This window comes from Streptomyces spinosus (assembly GCF_020400655.1).
GTDB lineage: Bacteria > Actinomycetota > Actinomycetes > Streptomycetales > Streptomycetaceae > Streptomyces > Streptomyces argyrophylli.
Genome location: NZ_JAINRC010000011.1, coordinates 317,347 through 334,818, shown reverse-complemented (window position 1 = coordinate 334,818; position 17,472 = coordinate 317,347). Strand labels below are relative to the sequence as shown.

The following is a 17,472-nucleotide window of genomic DNA, read 5'->3' as shown; positions in this document are numbered from 1 at the left end:
GAGCGCCGGTCCGCTCAGTCCGGGTATGCGTGGGTCTGCGTCGCTTTGACCGTCGCCCAGACCGGTGCACCCGGGTGCAGGCCCAGCTCGGCGGCGGCGGCCGTCGTCAGGTCCGCCGCGAGCGGCAGCTCGCCGGTGAGGTCGGCGCGGATCTGGTCTCCGTGCGTCTCCAGGCCGGCGACCTCGCAACGCCACAGGTTGCGGGCGCTGGCGCCGGAGGGCCGGTCCCGGAAAAGGGTCACGGCGGACGGCGGGAACGCCACGAAGACCGGGCCCGACAGCTCCTCCGTGGTCGTGACCGAGGGGCCGGTGTCGAGCCGTACGGTGTGCCCGGCGGCCTGTCCGCGGTAGAGGTTGAGGCCGACGAGCCGGGCGATGTAGTCCGTGCGGGGACGGCGGGCGATGTCGGCGGGGGTGCCCTGCTGGACGACCCGGCCGTGCTCCACGACCACCAGCCGGTCCGCGAGCACCATGGCGTCCAGCGGGTCGTGGGTGACCAGTACGGAGACCGCCTCGAACTCGGCCAGGTGGCGGCGCAGCTGCGCGCGGACCTCCAGGCGGGTACGGGCGTCCAGGGCCGCCAGCGGCTCGTCGAGGAGCAGCAGCCGGGGGCGGGTGGCCAGGGCGCGGGCGAGGGCCACGCGCTGTGCCTGGCCGCCGGAGAGGTCGCGGGGCTTGGCACCCGCGTGGGCCGCCAGGCCCATCCGGTCCAGCCAGGTGGCCGCCTGGGCGCGGGCCTCCGCCTTGCGCACGCCCTGGCAGCGGGGGCCGAAGGCGACGTTGTCCAGGGCCGACAGGTGGGGGAAGAGCAGGTAGTCCTGGAAGACGACGCCGACCGGGCGGGACTCCGGGGGCGTGTGGGCCAGGGGGGTGCCGTCCAGGCGGAGGTGACCGTCGGTGAGGGGGGTGAGGCCGGCGAGGGCGCGCAGGGCGGTGGTCTTGCCGGCGCCGTTGGGACCCAGCAGGGCGAGGACCTCACCGGGGGCGGCATGCACGGTGACGTCCAGGCGGAAGGCGCCTCGGTCGACCACGAGGTGGGCGTCCAGGCCGGAGGGCTGGTGCGGGTCCGCGGTGGGGCGCGGAGCGGGGCCGGTGCGGGCGGTTGTCGCGGCGGGCCGCGGTGCGGGGTGTGTGGCGTCGGTGGTTGCGGCCGGGGCACGGGAGGGTTCGGTGCCGTCGGTGGTCGCGGCGGGGGACCGGCAGGGGCCGGTGCCGTCGGTGGACTCGGGGCGGGGGGTCGTCATGACGTGGTCATCCAGCGGTCCCGGAGGCCCGCCAGTACCGCGATCGACACGGTCAGGAGGACCAGGCTGAGGGAGATGGCGGCCTCGGGGTCGTTCTGCAGGGCCAGGTAGACCGCGAGGGGCATGGTCTGGGTACGGCCGGGGAAGTTGCCCGCGAACGTGATCGTCGCGCCGAACTCGCCGAGCGCGCGGGCCCATGCCAGGACCGCGCCGGCCGCGATGCCCGGCGCGATCAGCGGCAGGGTCACCCGGCGGAACGCGGTGAAGCGGGAGGCGCCGAGCGTGGTGGCCGCCTCCTCGTAACGGGGGTCGGCGGCGCGCAGTGTGCCCTCCACGCTGATCACCAGGAACGGCATCGCGACGAACGCCTCCGCGATCACGACCCCGGTGGTGGTGAACGGCAGGGTGATGCCGAACCACGCGTCGAGCCACCGGCCGATGACGCCGTTGCGGCCCAGGGCGAGCAGAAGGGCCACACCGCCGACCACCGGGGGCAGCACCAGCGGGAGCGTGACGAGGGCGCGTACCAGGCCCCGGCCGGGAAATTCCGTGCGGGCCAGCAGCCAGGCAAGCGGCACACCGAGGACGAGGCTGACGGCGGTCGCCGCGGTGGCGCTGACCAGGGACAGCTGGAGCGCCTGCCACACCTCGGCGCTGGTCAGCTGGTCCGGCAGCCCGCGCCACGGCGCGCGGACGAGCAGCGCGAACAGCGGCAGCAGCAGGAACGCCAGGGCCAGCACGCCCGGCAGCAGCAGCGGCAGCGGCACCCCGCGCCGGTTCGCCGTGCCGACGCGGCGTCGCCGTGGCCGGCCCGCGCGGGGGCCGGTCGCGGCACCGGGCTTGTCGAGCGAGGTCACGGCTTGAGGAAGCCCGCCCCGGTCAGCACCCTCTGGCCCTCCGCGGAGCGGACGAGGGCGATGAACGCCTTGGCGGCCTCGGTGTTCGGCGCGTTCTTCAGCAACGCGATCGGGTAGTCGTTGACGGCACGGGCCGACTCGGGGAACTCCACGCCTTCCACCTTGTCACCCGCCGCCCTCACGTCGGTCTTGTACACCACCGCCGCGTCGGCCTCCTTCAGCTCCACCTTGGTCAGGGCGCTCTTGACGTCCTGCTCGTAGGAGACCGGCGTGAGCTTCAGCCCGGCGGCGTCGAGGGCCTTCTGGGCAGCGGCACCGCACGGGACGGTCTTGTCGCACAGGACGACCTTCAGACCGGTCTTGGTGAGGTCCTTCAGGGAGGCGACCTTGTGCGGGTTGCGCGGGAGGGTGGCGATCTCCAGCTGGTTGCGGACGAAGGTGACCGGGGTGCCGGCCGCGTCCTTCGCGTCCGTCACGACGGCCATGGTCCTGGGGCTGGCCGCGGCGAACACGTCCGCCGGGGCGCCGCTGGTGATGTTGGCGGCGAGGGTGTCGCTGCCGCCGAAGTTGAAGCTGACCTTCGTGCCCTGGTGCTGCTTCTCGAACTCCTTGCCGAGGGTCGTGAAGCTCTCCTTCAGGGAGGCCGCCGCGAACACGGTGACGGTGCCGGACAGCTTCGGGGACGCCGATGTGCCGGAGGGGGCCGAGGGGCTGGACGAGTCGGCGGAGTCCGACGAGGAGGAGCAGGCGCCGAGGGCCAGCATGGCGGCGGCTCCCGCGCCGGCCAGCCGCAGTATTCGCCGGGTCCGGCGCACGGAGAGGGTCATCACGGATCTACTCCTCGGTTCTGTCGAACGACTGTCGCGCCCGGGCCCGGCCCGGTGCCGGCCGTGCGGCGATCATACTGCCGCATCTGCCAAGGAGGAGTCAGCTGTGGCATCGCATGAGCCGGGATATGCCGGAGTCCGGCTCGCATGTGCGTTTGTACGGCGTCGGCCGGCCGGGAGCGTAGACGCCGGATCAGACCCGGTCGATGTGCACGTTGGTGGACTTCACGCGCGCGGTGGCCTCCATGCCGACCTCCAGGCCCAGTTCCTCCACCGCCTCCCGGGTCAGCAGCGAGACGAGCCGGTGCGGGCCGGCCTGGATCTCCACCTGGGCGGCGACATCACCGAGCTTGATCGCGGTGACGATGCCGGGGAAGGCGTTGCGGGCCGAGGTGTACGAGGCGTCCTCCTCGGCGGCGCCCGCCTTGGCCAGTTCGACCGAGAACGCGGCGAGGTCTCTGCCGTCGATGAGGCGCCGCCCGGACTCGTCGCGGTGCGTGGCCACCCGGCCGGCGTCGGCCCAGCGGCGGGCGGTGTCCGGGCTGACGCCGAGCAGCCGCGCGGCCTGACCGATCGTGTAGGACTGCATGCCGGTCACCATAGGGCCACGCGCCCCCGGGCCACGGACGCGGGTCGGCCGTCGGAGGCACCGCGGTTCCGCCGTACCACGCACCCGGCTCCGGCGGACGCGTTCGGCGGACGCGGGACCGGGCGCCCGCCGTCGTGGTGCCGGACCCCCGGAGTGCCGAGGCGGTCCGGGGGTGCCGCCGCGCCTGCCCGGATCAGCCGGTGTGCACCCGCGGCCGGCGTTCGCGGTCCGGTTCCGCCTCGCGCAGTACCTCGCGGGTGACCGGGGCGACCTCACCCTGGCCGAAGAGGAAGAAGCGGAGGAAGTTGGCGAACGGACTGCCCTCGGTCCACTCGAAGTAGATGTGCGGGGTGCAGCCGGTGATGTCACGGACGTGCAGCAGCAGGGCGGCGAGGGCGTTCGGGATCGAGGCGGACTCCAGCGTCAGCACCCGGTAGCGGCCGTGCAGCACCTCGCCGCGCACGACGAGGCCGGCCTCGAACTCGGACGGGTCGGTGACCGTGACCTCGGCGAAGACGAAGTCCTCGTGCTCGGGCAAGTCGTTGTCGGCGCGGATCTGCTCGATCTTGTCGCGGTACTCGGCCTTGTCCCGGCGGTCCGGCTCGTTGGCGATGAACCGCATCTTGCGGCTGGCCATGTCGCGGATGAACCGTTCCGCCATGGGGTCGAGCGACACGCTGGTCACCCGCAGCTCGAAGGCACGGGCCAGCCGGGACAGCAGGGAGACCAGCACGATGCCCGCGATGAAACAGGCACCGATCTTCACGCCGTCCGGGCGCTCGATGACGTTCACCACGGTCGTGTAGAGGAACACCACGGAGATCACCGCGAAGGTGACGGTCCAGCCGTGCTGTCCAGCCCTGCGCGCGGCGATGGTCACGGCGATCGCGGCGGAGCTGATCAGCACCAGCACACCGGTGGCGTAGGCGCCGCCCTGCTTGTCGACGTCGGCGTCGAAGATCCAGGTCACCAGGAAGGCGATCAGGGTGAAGACGATGACCATCGGCCGTACCGCCCGCGCCCAGTGCGGGGCCATGCCGTAACGGGGCAGGTAGCGCGGCATCAGGTTGAGCAGGCCTGCCATGGCGGAGGCGCCCGCGAACCAGAGGATGGCGATCGTCGACACGTCGTAGACCGTGCCGAAGGCGCTGCCGAGGTACTCGTGCGCGAGGTAGGCGAGCGCGCGGCCGTTGGCCTGGCCGCCCGTCTTGAACTCCTTCTCCGGGATCAGCAGCGTGGTGATGAAGCTGGTGGCGATCAGGAAGCAGCTCATGATCAGCGCGGCGGTGGTCAGCAGCTTCCTGGTGTCCCGGATGCGGCCCGCGGGCCGCTCCTCGGTGTCGCCGGCGTCGCCCTTGACGTGCGGCATGACGGCGACACCGGTCTCGAAGCCGGACAGGCCCAGGGCGAGCTTGGGGAAGACGATCAGGGCGACGCCGATCATCACGAAGACGTTCCCGTGCTCCGTGGTCAGCGCGCTGCTCCAGTCCGTGATCACGTGTTCGGCGGTCACGACGTGCCACAGGCCGGTGATGACGACGACGAGGTTGAGCCCCAGGTACACGCCCACCAGGACGACCGCGACGCCGATCGCCTCCAGGAAGCCCTTGAGGAAGACCGCGCCGAGCAGGGCCACCAGGAGGAGGGTGATCAGCATCTGCTTGCCCTGCAGGGCCTGCGTCAGATGGGGGTTCTCCACCAGGTGGGTGGAGGCGTCCGCGGCGGACAGCGTGATGGTGATGAGGAAGTCCGTCGCCGCGAAGCCGAGCAGCGTGAGCACGAACAGTTTGCCCTGCCAGAAGGACAGCAGCCGCTCCAGCATCGCGATCGAACCCTCACCGTGCGGGCTCTCCTGCGCGACCCGGCGGTAGACCGGCAGCGCGCCGGCCAGTGTCACGACGACGAGCACGATGGTCGCGACCGGCGAGAGCAGACCGGCGGCCAGGGCCGCGATGCCGGGCTGGTAGCCGAGGGTGGAGAAGTAGTCGACACCGGTCAGGCACATCACCCGCCACCAGCGCTGTCCTTGGTGCGGCGGCTCCGGCGCGGCGTGGGGTCCGGTGTGGCCACCGCCCTTGCCCATGTCGGACAGGCCCTCCAGCATCCACGCGCGCACGCGGCTGGTACTGGGAGGGCGCTCGGTCGTGACCATCGGCGTGCTCCTGATGTGCGGCTCAGCTCTTTGCGGCCATCACGCGGACGGCGGCACCAGCGTAAGCAGAGAGTGACGTCTGGGCCTATGGATCACGGCTCGGGCGGCGTCAAGCTTGCGTTAAGAATGGCCCGCGCGAGGCGGAGCCGCACCAAGAAGGGGAGGCCGTGGCGGTGTTCTCCCCGGAGCGAGGGGAGCGGGGAGAGCGGGGCGCCGGCGCGCGGCGGCCACCGAGCGTCACTCCAGACCCGACGCCCGGAACACACCGAGGGCCGTCTCGCGGTCCACGCGGCGGGCCAGGCGGCGCAGCGCCGCGGCACCGCACAGCAGGGTGCCGGCGGCCTGCGCGGCGCGGGCGCCCTGGTCCAGCCGGTACCACAGCTCCGGGTTGCGGATCAGTACCTCGGGGTCGATCTCGACCCGGTTGCCGAGGGTGTCGCGCAGCACCAGGCGCCGGGTGACGCCGTCCAGCGGGCGCACCGCGGTCAGCAGATCGGTACGGACGCGGCGGGTGCGGTACAGGCGGCGGGTGGCCAGCCAGCCCCGGCCGGCGGACACGCGCACCGGGAGCAGCACGAGGAGCAGGAGCAGCGCCAGCAGGAGCCACAGGCCACCGCGCCACCAGGTCAGCGAGCCGGCCGTCCAGTCGACGCACAGCAGCAGGCCGAACAGCGCGCCGGCACACCGGGCCGACGTGCGGGCGTCGTCCCTCCAGCCGCGGTCGTGCACCACCGTCCCGGTGCCGGACGGGTGGGCGCCGGTCGGCTGGGGGCGGGTGTCGTGGCCGTGCTCCATGAGGGAAACGGTAGTCCGTCGCCGGCGGCCCGGGCCTGACCTTGACGGTGCTCTGACGGCCGCGGGCCGGTTCCTGACGGGACGGCAACGGGCCCGGCGTGACCTCCCGCGTTGCCCGGGTGGCCGGTGCGTGCGCCGGTGCGTGACCGGTCGACCCGTCACAACCCGCGGGTGTCGATGCGCAGGTGCCACGTGTTGCGACGGTGCACGGACAGCAGCTCCGATTCCAGCGGGGACGGGGGCACCGCCAGGACCGGGCAGACCGCGTGGGCCAGGCAGTGCCGGGAGACCCGGCCGGAGAAGGCGCGTTGCAGCCCGCGCCGCCCCGCGCCCACGACCAGGACGTCGTCCTCCCGGTTCGCGGTCGCCACCAGCGCCGGGCCGGGGGCGCCCCGTACGACGACGGGCTGCATCGGCACACCGGGACCCTTCGCGTCGAAGATCTCCTCGAGCACCGAGGCCAGCCGCTGCTTGGCGAGCCGCTGCCACTCCTCGACCAGCAGTCCGCCGGCGGGGGAGCGGCGCGCGGCGGAGTCACCGCCCGGTGGTTCCCAGGCCAGCACGGGCCAGAGCTGGGCTCGCAGCCGCCGGGCCAGCGTGGCGGCCCGGCGCAGGGCCGTGACGCTGTTCAGGGAGCCGCTCACGCCGACCACCACCCGCGTGGCCGCCGAGGCGTCATCACCGGACATGACTCAGACTCCACCGTTACGGACGGGCACCTGAGGGGTGACGGCCGTGACACCCGCCGGTGTGCCCGCTGCGAGGTCCTCGCTTCCTTCCATCCCACTCCCGTGCCGTTGATTCGACCAGCCGGGCGGCGGGACACTCCGCGAACGCCTCTGCGGGCATTACGATGCGGCGCTCATTCGGTAATCACGACGAAACTTTCGAGCGCCTCCAGGAGGCGAGCATGCGAACGTACGACAACCCCGTCATCCCGGGTTTCCACCCCGACCCCAGCGTGTGCCGGGTCGGCGACGACTACTACCTGGTGTGTTCCAGCTTCGAGTACTTTCCCGGCGTTCCGCTGTTCCACAGCCGGGACCTGGTGCACTGGCGCCAGATCGGCAACGTCCTCGACCGGCCGGGGCAGTTGGACCTGTCCGACGACGTCCCGGCGTCCGCCGGCATTTACGCGCCGACGATCCGGCACCACGACGGACTCTTCCACGTCGTCACCACCAGCGCGGGCGCAGGCGGCACCTTCCTCGTCACCGCGGAGCGCCCCGAGGGCCCCTGGTCCGACCCGGTGTGGATCGATCTGCCCGGCATCGACCCGGACCTGGCGTGGGACGAGGACGGTGCCTGCTGGGTCGCGATGGCCGGGGTCAGCGTCGCCCGGATCGACCCGCGCACGGGACGGGTGCTGGAGGGTCCGCTGCCGATGTGGTCCGGCACCGGCCTGCGCGACCCCGAGGCCCCGCACCTGTACCGGATCGGCGACTGGTGGTACCTGCTGCTCGCCGAGGGCGGCACCGCTGTGGGGCATGGTGTCTCGGTGGCCCGCGCCCGCTCGCCGCGCGGCCCCTGGGAACCGGCTCCCGGCAACCCGCTGGTGTCCCACCGCGGCACCGGCCTGCCCATCCAGTGCACCGGCCACGGCGACCTGGTGCAGGCGGCCGACGGCACGTGGTGGATGGTGCTGCTCGGCACCCGGCCCTGTGGGTGGTTCCCGGAGTTCCACGTCCTCGGCCGGGAGACGTTCCTGGTGCCGGTGGAGTGGGCCGACGGCTGGCCGCGCACGGGCCCGGTCCAGGAGCGGCACCCGGCGCCGGCCGCCTGGGCACCCGTGGAGCAGCCGCCGGTGCGGGACGACTTCGCGGACCCGGCGCTCGCACCGCACTGGATATCCCCGCGCCGCCGCCCCGAGGGCTGCTGGTCGCTGACCGAGCGGCCGGGCCGGCTCACCCTGACCGCCACCGGTGACAGCCTCGACCGGCCCGGGCATACCTTCGTCGGCCGCCGCCAGCAGCACCACGACTGCCGGGCGGCGGCATCGCTGGAGCCCGGCGCCGCGCGGGCCGGGTTGTCGGTGCGCCTGGACGAGGCCCACCACTACGACCTGGAGGTGAGCGGGGGTGTCGCCGCCGTGATCGCGCGGATCGGCCCGCTGCGGCAGCGCGTCGCCGAACGCCCGGTGCCGGCGGACGCGGTCACCCTGGCCGTCGAGATCCGCGCCACCAGGGACCCCGGGAAGCAGCACGGCCCCGACACGCTCGTCTTCTCCGTGGGCACCGGCGAGGGAACCGTCCGGCTCGCCGAACTCGACGGCCGCTATCTGTCCACGGAGGTGGCCGCCGGTTTCACCGGCCGGGTCATCGGCATGTACGTCACCGAGGGCCGCGCGGCCTTCGACTGGTTCGAGTACGCGCCCACTACGCCGTAGGGCGGCCCCCTGACGCACGGAGCGTCCCGGAATGCTCGCAGGGGTGTGGGGCGGGGCGGCCGTTTCGTCTCCGTGTGCCCGGCACGCGTCGGGGCCGGTGCGCACGTCTCGTGTGCGGCCGGCCCCTCGGGGCACGCGCCCCTGCTCAGGTCAGGTCGGTCTGCCGTGCCCGGGTCAGGTCACCGTGCCGCCCTCAGGCGGCGGTCATCACCTGTTCCGCTCCGAGCGGGCGGTGCGGGGCGATGACGCGGCCGTCGGGCAGCAGCTCACCCGTGTCCTCGAAGAGCAGGACGCCGTTGCACAGCAGGCTCCACCCCTGCTCCGGGTGGTGCGCCACGAGGCGGGCGGACTCCCGGTCGGCGGACTCGGCTGGCGGGCAGGGCGGCTGGTGCTGGCACATGGGCGGGATCTTTCGCTCTGTCGTGATCATGTCCGTCCCCCGTGATGATGATTCGGTCGGAAACCAGTGTTGTCCTCTGGGCGTCGTTCCGCAGGGATTTCACAGCACCGCTTCTCACAGGTTCAGGACGCGTCACCCGCGCGGACGGTTCAGTCCAACTGCACTGTCCCTTCGGGTGGTTCGCAGTGGCCGGATGGGACTAGTCCGGATGGCTCCGGGCGGCGGCGTGTCGGAAAGACAGTCGTACCCCGCTTCCCTCGCGGGCAACGGGGTACGCGGGCTTCGGTCAGGCGGGCGAGCCGAGCAGCGGGAGAGGAGTCGCCCGATGGGTCAGCACCGGAAGCAGCTCGGCGACCGGGAAGGGACGGTGCGTCGGAATGCCGGGCGGTGCGGGTGCCAGCGGTACGAGCAGATCGGTGGCGGCGGGATGGCCCTCGCTGCCGTCGCCGGAGCAGTCGCCGTGCAGCCACAGGGTGAGCATGTACAGCCCCGGCACGGACAACAGCCGTGCCTGGTACGGCTGTTGCAGGGCCTCGGCCTGTTGCAGGGCGCGTTCGGTGGAGGCGACGTACGGGCCCTCGAAGAAGTGCGAGAAGGCCCAGCCGTCGGGAGTCAGCATGGTCTCGGCCGCGGCCACCGCGCGATCACCGCACCGGATCAGGAAGCGCCAGCCGGCCAGCCGGGTCGCGGACAGGCCTTGCGCGGTGATCCGGTCCAGCACGTGGACGGGCAACGGGAGTTCCGGTGTCGCGGGGCCCTGCGCGGCGCGCAGGGAGGGAGTGCGCGCCTCACGGACCGCGGTGGGGGAACCGAGGGCGGTGAGGACGGAGCGCAGGGCAGGCGCGGGGGCAGGGGGCACGTGCAGCGGCATGTGGGTCGCCTCTCATTCGACAGGCGCGGCGGCGCGAGGAGGGTGGGGCGGACGGCGCTGTCAGCTCACGGAAGGCCGGAGAGGTGGGGGCCCAGGTCGGTGTGAAAGAGAGTGCGGCTCGGTCTGCCACCCGTCAACGGGGACGGCAGGAACACCGCGGAAACCAGGACCGAGGGCGCCAACCTTCTGCCTTGTGGACGAAGTTTATACGACGTGTGTTCGGCCGGTGTTTCGGCTATCCGATTCCGATCGGCCGGGCAAGGCGGAATTAGGCCGTGGATTTGCGGAAATCATCCCGATTTCCGGACCGGGTCCCCGTCGCTGACCTCGCCTTACGCGCCGGTAACGGTCGGCCGAATGTCGTCGGCGTTTTTCACGAGGCGTCCGGGGCACCCGAAGGTGCGAGCGCGGCATGCCCCGTGAATGTGCCGCCGGGAACATTCCGACAGACTAGCGGGCGGCGGGCCCGCGCGGGACGTTATCGATCGCTTCGGCTGGGCATCATCCCACGTGACCCGGGAGCCAGGCGGCCGGATCGTCGGCCCGCCCATCCGAGGAGGGACACTTCGATGGGGGAGAAGGTCGTGGCAGGGCAGTTCGACCTGTCCGATCGCCAGCGCTACCGTGAAAAGCTCCAGCAGTGCCTGACGGGACTGGAGCGGCTGCTGCGCGAGAAGCGATTCGATCGACCCAAGAATCTCATGGGGGTCGAGATCGAGTTGAATCTCGCCGGGTCGGACGGTATGCCGAAAATGTTGAACGGGCAGGTACTGGAGCGCATCGCGAGCCGTGACTTCCAAACAGAACTCGCCATGTTCAACCTGGAGGTCAACATAGCCCCACACCGTCTGGGCGGCCGGGTATTCGACCGGCTCGCCGAAGAACTGCGCACGTCGCTCGCTTACGCCGACCGGAAGGCCGGCGAGGTGGACGCGGGCATCGTGATGATCGGCATCCTGCCCACCCTCGACCGGGACGACCTGGTCTCCTCCAACCTCTCCGAGGTCGACCGCTACACGCTCCTCAACGACCAGATCGTCGCCGCGCGCGGAGAGGACTTCCGGCTCGACATCGAGGGCGTGGAGCACCTCGTCTGCACCTCGAAGTCGATCGTGCCCGAGGCCGCGTGCACCTCCCTGCAACTGCACCTGCAGGTCACCCCGGGGCGGTTCGCCGACGTGTGGAACGCGGCCCAGGCGGCCTCCGCCGCGCAGATCGCCGTCGGCGCCAACTCGCCGTTCCTCTTCGGGCACGAGCTGTGGCGCGAGTCCCGTCCCCCGCTGTTCCTGCAGTCCACCGACACCCGGCCGCCCGAGCTCCAGGCCCAGGGCGTCCGGCCGCGCACCTGGTTCGGCGAGCGGTGGATCACCTCCGCGCACGACCTGTTCGAGGAGAACCTGCGCTACTTCCCGGCCCTGCTGCCGATCTGCGACGACGAGGAGCCGCTGGAGGTCGTCGAGGCCGGCGGGGTGCCCAAACTCGCCGAACTCGTACTGCACAACGGCACGATCTACCGCTGGAACCGGCCGGTGTACGGCATCGCCGACGGCGTCCCGCACCTGCGGGTGGAGAACCGCGTGCTGCCGGCCGGGCCCACCATCACCGACGTGATCGCCAACGCGGCCTTCTACTACGGTCTCGTCCGCGCCCTCGCCGAGGAGTCGCGGCCGGTGTGGACGCGGCTGCCGTTCGCCGCGGCCGAGGCGAACTTCGACGCGGCGTGCCGGTACGGCATCGACGCGCGCTTCGTCTGGCCCCGTCGGGGGCGGTACGGCGGCACGGGCGAGGTCGACGCGGTCACGCTGGTCCGTGACGAGCTGCTGCCGCTCGCCGCGGCCGGGCTGGACGCGTGGGGTGTGGAGGCCGCCGACCGGGACCTCTACCTGGGCGTGATCGAGGAACGCTGCCGGCGCCGGGTCAACGGGGCGTCCTGGCAGGCGGCCACCTTCCACCGGGCCCTGGAGCAGGGGATGTCACGGCAGGCGGCCCTGGCGGCGACGACGCGGCGGTACGCCGAGCTGATGCACGTGGGGGAGCCGGTGCACACCTGGCCGGTGGGCCTGCCGGAACCGGTGCCGCTGGGCTGAGCACAGCGCTCCGCCGGTCCGCGGTCCGGGTACCGGGCTGCGTCGGGATGCCGCGCGGGCTGAGCACAGCGCTCCGCCGGTCCGCGGGGGTGCCGCGCGGGCTGAGCGCGCCGGGGTCCGCCGGGGTGCTGGACCCGGGCGGGCCCCTGGCTTCGGAGGCACCGGGCGGGTTGAGGGTCGGGGCCTGCCGGGCCCTTGGACAGGGTGAGCGCCGGGCAGGGCCGGGGTTTGCCGGGCTCCTGGGCAGGATGAGCGCCGCGCAGACCGGCGGGCCTCGGTCCGGGGGCTGAGCGCCGGTGCGGCGGGGACAGGGGGCGGTGGATCGAGGCGGGCGGCGGGGCGCGTGGCGGAGTCGGCGGGGGCTCCGGTCAATGAGGGGGCGTGGCCGGGGAGCCGGTCGCCGACGCGGGTGACCCGTCGGGAAGCCGGCAAGTGGGCTGTCGTGAGGCCGGTCGGCGGGCTGTCGTGAGGCCGTCCGCAGAGCCGGACTACCGGGGCATCCCGCGCCCCGCACAGCCGCTTCTGCGATCCTTGCCAGGCGAAAGGTGGGCCAGGGGCCCGTGAGCCGGCTGGAGGCAGGGGTGCAGGTGGAGGCTGACTCGGTGGCCGATTCCGGGGCGCGGGAGCGCGACCCGCGACGGATACTGCGGGACGAGACGCTGCTCGTGCTCGCGCTCTCGCTCGGGGCGAGCGGGGTGTCCGCGCTGATCAGCTTCATCGGCTCGGTCACCAAGCCGGGCGGGCTCAAGGACCAGGCGGCCACCCTCAACGCCTCCGCCGCACCCGGCCGTCCCTGGCTGGACCTGGCCTGGCAGCTCTTCGGCATCGCCACCGCGCTGGTGCCCGTGGCGCTCGTCGCCCACCTGCTGCTGCGCGAGGGCGCGCATCTGCGCACCCTCGGCTTCGACCGCACCCGCCCCTGGCCCGACCTCGCCCGGGGTGCCGGCATCGCGGCCGTGATCGGCAGCACCGGCATCGCCTTCTACCTCGCCGCCCGCGGTCTCGGCTTCAACCTCACCGTCGTCCCCGAAGCACTGCCGGACGTGTGGTGGAAGTACCCGGTGCTGATCCTGTCCGCGCTGCAGAACGCGATCCTCGAGGAGGTCATCGTCGTCGGCTACCTGCTGCGCAGGCTGGGGCAGCTGGGCTGGACCCCGGGGACCGCACTGGTGGCCAGCGCGGTCCTGCGCGGTTCGTACCACCTCTACCAGGGCATCGGCGGCTTCCTCGGCAACATGGTCATGGGCGTGGTGTTCGTCTGCCTGTACCGGCGCTGGGGCCGGGTCGGCCCACTGGTCGTCGCCCACTCCCTGCTCGACATCGGCGCGTTCGTCGGCTACGCCCTCCTCGCGGGCAAGGTGGGCTGGCTGCCGACCGCCTGAGCCGCTCTCAGGCGCGCAGTTCGCCGTCGACGACCGTCACGGCGAAGCCGGTGAGCAGGGTGCGCTCGCCCCGCAGCCCGGTGCGGACCAGCCCGGTGCGGCGGGAGGCCTGGAGCCCGGTGAGGTCGTCGCGGCCGAGGCGGGCGGACCAGTGCGGGGCGAGCGCGGTGTGGGCGCTGCCGGTCACCGGGTCCTCGTCGATGCCGACGTTCGGGAAGAAGCAGCGGGAGACGAAGTCGTAGCCACGGGACGGGTCGTCGGCGCGGGCGGTGGCGATGACGCCGCGCGCGGAGTAGGCGCCGAGGGCCCGGTGGTCGGGGGAGAGGGTCAGCACGGTCTTCTCGTCGGCGAGTTCCACCAGCAGGTCGCCGACGTCCGGGCCGGTGTCGAACGCGGCGACCGGCGCCGACCCGAGGGCCTCGGCGACCCCGGCCGGGACGTCCACCGGGGTGAGCGGGGCGGTCGGGAAGTCCAGGGTGAGCGAGCCGTCCGCGCCGGGCGTGGCGATCAGTACGCCGCTGCGGGTGGCGAACCGCACCGGGCCCTCGTGAGCGCCGGTGGTGTGCAGGACGTGGGCCGTGGCGAGGGTGGCGTGGCCGCACATCGCGACCTCGGTGACCGGAGTGAACCACCGCAGTGCCCAGTCCGCCTCGCCGCCCTCGGGCAGCCGGTGCGTGAACGCGGTCTCGGCGTGGTTGACCTCCATGGCGACGTTCTGGAGCCAGTCGTCGTCCGGGAAGACGTCGTCCAGGAGCAGGACTCCTGCCGGGTTGCCGGCGAAGGGGCGGTCGGTGAAGGCGTCGACGATTCGAATGCGCATGGCGCTGACGCTAGCGGCTGCGCCGGTCCTCGTACCAAGAGCCGATCCGGCGGCCCCGGACTGATGGCCGCCCGGCCCGGCCCTGAACGGCGGGCGTGCTCTGGTCGTCATGTCCCCGCCCGCTCGGCAAGGGGGTTGTCACGCGACCCGTCCCGATATATCGTTGAGGCATCGCGAACGGTATGCGATATCTAGGTGACAGATCAACGATGGACTGGAGTGATCGCGATGCGCACCCACGGTTTCGAGCGTGGACACCGGCACGAGGGCCCCGGACGACGGGGCATGGGCGGTTTCGGTGGCTTCGACGGGCGGCGGGCCGCCTTCGGGCCCTTCGGCCCGGGCGGTCCGGGCTTCGGTCCCGGTGGGCCCGGGTTCGGTCCGGGCCCCTGGGGGCCGCGCGGACGGGGCGGCCCGCGCGGGCGGGCCCGGCGCGGTGACGTACGCGCCTCGATCCTGGCCCTGCTCAAGGACCGGCCCATGCACGGCTACGAGATGATCCAGGAGATCGCCGAGCGCAGCGGCGGTGCGTGGAAGCCCAGTCCCGGTTCGGTCTACCCCACCCTCCAGCTGCTGGAGGACGAGGGTCTGATCGCCAGCGAGAGCGAGGGCGGCAAGAAGCTGTTCGCCCTGACCGACAGCGGGCGGACCGCCGCCGACGAGGGGCCGGACGCCCCCTGGGAGGAGGCCTCGCGCGGAGTCGACTGGGAGGCCCTCGCCGAGATCCGGCAGGCCGGCTTCGGGCTGATGGAAGCCTTCGGCCAGGTGTGGAAGACCGGCAGCAAGGAGCAACGCGAGAAGGCGCTCGCCGTCATCAACGACGCCCGCAAGAAGCTGTACCTCATCCTCGCCGACGAGCACTGAGCCTCCTGGGCGAGAGCCGCCGGCCGTGGCGCCCCGCGCTGTCCGCGCGAGGCGCCTTCGCCCGTCCCGGCCCGGACCACCAGGCCGTCCGGCTTGCGCAGTGACGCGTTCAGGGCGGCCGTCGCCGAGTCCCCGAGCCTGCCTGCCGTCAGCGGCACGGTTCCTCGACGGTCCAGTCGGCCTCCGCCGGAACACTCCGTACTGATGAACCGTCAGACACCGTGGAAGAGAGCGCCGTCCGTGCGTGGGACCGGTCAGATCTCCTCCGCGAGGATGAGATCCGGGGCGGCGATGTCCTCTCCGCGTGGGACGCGAAAATGGTTCCCCTCGTGGATGCCCCGTCCCGGTGCGGCTGATGAGGTGGGGGACGTGCATCCCCGTACAGCCCACCGGACCGCCGACGACGAAGCGGTTCCGCACCCGGACGGCGCTGCCGGGCTCGGTGCCGAGCTCGCGGCGGTGGTCGCCGCTGCCCGCCGGAGGGCCGTCCGGGACAGGGACCGGCACACCGACACCGCCCATCTGCTGCACGCCCTGCTGGAACACGACCCCGAGGCCCGTGCCGCCGTCGGGGACCCGCAACGGCTCGCCCGGGTCCTCGGCTACCTCGTGCAGCGCAGCATCGGGTACGGGCTGCGCTGGCAGAGCAGTGTGGAGGACTCCGCCGCGATGCCCCGCGTCCCCGCCCCGGCCGGTCCCGCCGACGCCGCGGGTCCCGCCGTGGGTACGGGCGGTCCCGGCAAGGAGGCCGAGGGCTGGTCCCCGGCCGCGTCGGCCGCGCTCACCGACGCCCGCGCGCGTGCCCGGCGGCGGGGCGCTCCCCGGGTCGGCGGCACGGACCTGCTCGCGGCGCTCGCCGCGGACCCCCGGTCCCGGGCCGTCGAGGTCCTCGAACGCGCCGGCATCCCCGCCCGCGAACTGTCCGCGCGGATCGAGGCGGGAGCGGACGTGCGCACCGACGACGGCGGGGCCGCCCGCTGAGCCTCCGGTCGCCCTCCAGACGCCGTCCACTGGTTGAGACAGGTGTCACAGGGGGCGACGCTCCTGTCGTCGCCTGTCATCATGTGCCGGTGCATACGTCTGTGAGCAGTCAGGACAGTCCCGGCAAGGGAGCCGGGCTCGGGCTCGCGCTCGGCTCGGCGCTGGCCTTCGGCGGGTCGGGAGTGGCCGCCAAGCCACTGATCGAGGCGGGACTCGACCCGCTCCACGTGGTGTGGCTGCGGGTGGCGGGCGCCGCCCTGGTGATGCTGCCGCTCGCGGTCCGGCACCGGGCCCTGCCGCGCCGCCGGCCCGCGCTGCTCGCCGGGTTCGGCCTGCTCGCCGTCGCCGGCGTCCAGGCCTGTTACTTCGCCGCGCTCTCCCGCATCCCGGTCGGCGTGGCCCTGCTCATCGAGTACCTCGCTCCCGCCCTGGTGCTCGGCTGGGTGCGGTTCGTGCAGCGACGGCCCGTCAGCCGCGCCGCCGCGCTCGGCGTGGTCCTCGCCGCCGGCGGCCTCGCCTGCGTGGTCGAGGTCTGGTCCGGCCTGAGCTTCGACGCCCTGGGCCTGGTGTTCGCGCTCGGCGCCGCCTGCTGCCAGGTCGGCTACTTCGTGCTGTCCGACCAGGGCAGCGACGCGGGTGACGCGGCGCCGGACCCGCTGGGCGTCATCGCCTACGGGCTGCTGGCCGGTGCCGCCGTGCTGACCGTGGTGGCCCGCCCCTGGGGCATGGACTGGTCGGTGCTGGGCGGCTCCGCGCGCCTGAACGGCACCGCCGTACCCGCGGTCGCCCTGCTCGCCTGGATCGTGCTGGTCGCCACGGTGATCGCGTACGTCACCGGCGTGCTGTCCGTGCGCCGGCTGTCACCGCAGGTCGCCGGGGTCGTCGCCTGCCTCGAGGCGGTCATCGCGACCGTGCTGGCCTGGGTGCTGCTCGGCGAGCACCTGTCCGCACCGCAGGTCGCCGGGGGCGCGGTCGTCCTGGTCGGCGCGTTCATCGCGCAGTCCGCCACCCCGGGCGGGGGCCCGTCGGAGCCGGTCGCCTCGGGGGGCGCGGAAAGGGAGTTGTCCGCGCGCGGCACGGCCGCCTAGAGTCCGGGTCATGGCGCACCACGCACTCGTCCTCTCACCCCCGGCCGCCTGAGGCGGGCCTCCGGGTCCCGCCCGGCGCGCTGCGCGCCGGGCCGGACGGTGCTGCCCGCAGACGAAGTCCGTGCGTCC

The 17,472-nt window shown here is 73.1% G+C and carries 16 protein-coding genes; 6 read left to right on the top strand and 10 right to left on the bottom strand.

The genetic code is table 11. The features are described from left to right. Positions 1 to 14: 14 nt before the first annotated feature. The 7 genes from LG395_RS22485 to LG395_RS22455 all read right to left on the bottom strand — a co-directional run bounded on the left by LG395_RS22485 (position 15) and on the right by LG395_RS22455 (position 7,153). Positions 15 to 1,244 carry an ABC transporter ATP-binding protein gene (locus LG395_RS22485; protein WP_225810991.1) on the bottom strand — a complete coding sequence of 410 codons (1,230 nt, stop codon included), beginning with the start codon at positions 1,242 to 1,244 and terminating at the stop codon, positions 15 to 17. Continuing rightward, positions 1,241 to 2,101 (bottom strand): molybdate ABC transporter permease subunit, encoded by an 861-nt coding sequence (gene modB / locus LG395_RS22480; protein WP_225810990.1) that lies wholly within the window; start codon positions 2,099 to 2,101, stop codon positions 1,241 to 1,243. Before modB ends, LG395_RS22485 begins: the two co-directional genes overlap by 4 nt. Continuing rightward, on the bottom strand, positions 2,098 to 2,928 hold the full coding sequence (modA, locus tag LG395_RS22475; RefSeq protein ID WP_171158337.1) for a molybdate ABC transporter substrate-binding protein: 831 nt from the start codon (positions 2,926 to 2,928) through the stop codon (positions 2,098 to 2,100). The genes modB and modA overlap by 4 nt, the downstream gene beginning before the upstream one ends. A gap of 193 nt (positions 2,929 to 3,121) precedes the next feature. Next, positions 3,122 to 3,517: a TOBE domain-containing protein gene (locus LG395_RS22470; RefSeq protein WP_171158339.1), complete on the bottom strand. Its 396-nt coding sequence runs from the start codon at positions 3,515 to 3,517 to the stop codon at positions 3,122 to 3,124. Between the two features lie 193 nt (positions 3,518 to 3,710). Further along, positions 3,711 to 5,669: an APC family permease gene (locus tag LG395_RS22465; protein ID WP_171158341.1), complete on the bottom strand. Its 1,959-nt coding sequence runs from the start codon at positions 5,667 to 5,669 to the stop codon at positions 3,711 to 3,713. Between the two features lie 237 nt (positions 5,670 to 5,906). Then, on the bottom strand, positions 5,907 to 6,464 hold the full coding sequence (locus LG395_RS22460; RefSeq protein ID WP_225810989.1) for a hypothetical protein: 558 nt from the start codon (positions 6,462 to 6,464) through the stop codon (positions 5,907 to 5,909). Positions 6,465 to 6,622: 158 nt separating this feature from the next. Next, positions 6,623 to 7,153, bottom strand: coding sequence for a universal stress protein (locus LG395_RS22455; protein WP_171158345.1), 531 nt, complete (start codon positions 7,151 to 7,153; stop codon positions 6,623 to 6,625). Positions 7,154 to 7,374: 221 nt separating this feature from the next. On the opposite strand from LG395_RS22455, the gene LG395_RS22450 reads away from it, so the two are divergent. After that, positions 7,375 to 8,850, top strand: a complete 1,476-nt coding sequence (locus LG395_RS22450; protein ID WP_225810988.1) for a glycoside hydrolase family 43 protein — start codon at positions 7,375 to 7,377, stop codon at positions 8,848 to 8,850. Positions 8,851 to 9,043: 193 nt separating this feature from the next. Here the strand turns inward: LG395_RS22450 and LG395_RS22445 are convergent, their stop codons facing one another. Both LG395_RS22445 and LG395_RS22440 read right to left on the bottom strand, forming a co-directional pair. Next, entirely contained in the window at positions 9,044 to 9,250 is a 207-nt protein-coding gene (locus tag LG395_RS22445; RefSeq protein ID WP_041665012.1) for a DUF5999 family protein, read from the bottom strand. A 286-nt stretch (positions 9,251 to 9,536) separates the two neighbouring features. After that, positions 9,537 to 10,121: a hypothetical protein gene (locus LG395_RS22440; protein WP_030656400.1), complete on the bottom strand. Its 585-nt coding sequence runs from the start codon at positions 10,119 to 10,121 to the stop codon at positions 9,537 to 9,539. A gap of 569 nt (positions 10,122 to 10,690) precedes the next feature. Between LG395_RS22440 and LG395_RS22435 the strand changes: the two genes are divergently transcribed. Together LG395_RS22435 and LG395_RS22430 are read left to right on the top strand one after the other, a co-directional pair. Continuing rightward, on the top strand, positions 10,691 to 12,208 hold the full coding sequence (locus LG395_RS22435; RefSeq protein ID WP_225810987.1) for a glutamate-cysteine ligase family protein: 1,518 nt from the start codon (positions 10,691 to 10,693) through the stop codon (positions 12,206 to 12,208). Positions 12,209 to 12,789: 581 nt separating this feature from the next. Continuing rightward, on the top strand, positions 12,790 to 13,590 hold the full coding sequence (locus LG395_RS22430; RefSeq protein ID WP_171160159.1) for a CPBP family intramembrane glutamic endopeptidase: 801 nt from the start codon (positions 12,790 to 12,792) through the stop codon (positions 13,588 to 13,590). Positions 13,591 to 13,597: 7 nt separating this feature from the next. Here the strand turns inward: LG395_RS22430 and LG395_RS22425 are convergent, their stop codons facing one another. Continuing rightward, positions 13,598 to 14,410 carry a PhzF family phenazine biosynthesis protein gene (locus LG395_RS22425; protein WP_225810986.1) on the bottom strand — a complete coding sequence of 271 codons (813 nt, stop codon included), beginning with the start codon at positions 14,408 to 14,410 and terminating at the stop codon, positions 13,598 to 13,600. 228 nt (positions 14,411 to 14,638) lie between these two features. Between LG395_RS22425 and LG395_RS22420 the strand changes: the two genes are divergently transcribed. From LG395_RS22420 to LG395_RS22410, 3 genes are all read left to right on the top strand, one after another. Then, positions 14,639 to 15,274, top strand: coding sequence for a PadR family transcriptional regulator (locus LG395_RS22420; RefSeq protein ID WP_225810985.1), 636 nt, complete (start codon positions 14,639 to 14,641; stop codon positions 15,272 to 15,274). Between the two features lie 369 nt (positions 15,275 to 15,643). Beyond that, positions 15,644 to 16,255: a Clp protease N-terminal domain-containing protein gene (locus LG395_RS22415; protein ID WP_225810984.1), complete on the top strand. Its 612-nt coding sequence runs from the start codon at positions 15,644 to 15,646 to the stop codon at positions 16,253 to 16,255. A gap of 83 nt (positions 16,256 to 16,338) precedes the next feature. Next, the gene (locus tag LG395_RS22410; RefSeq protein WP_171158357.1) at positions 16,339 to 17,343 is read left to right on the top strand and encodes an EamA family transporter; all 1,005 of its coding nucleotides are present in this window, start codon (positions 16,339 to 16,341) and stop codon (positions 17,341 to 17,343) included. The last annotated feature ends 129 nt before the right edge of the window (positions 17,344 to 17,472 follow it).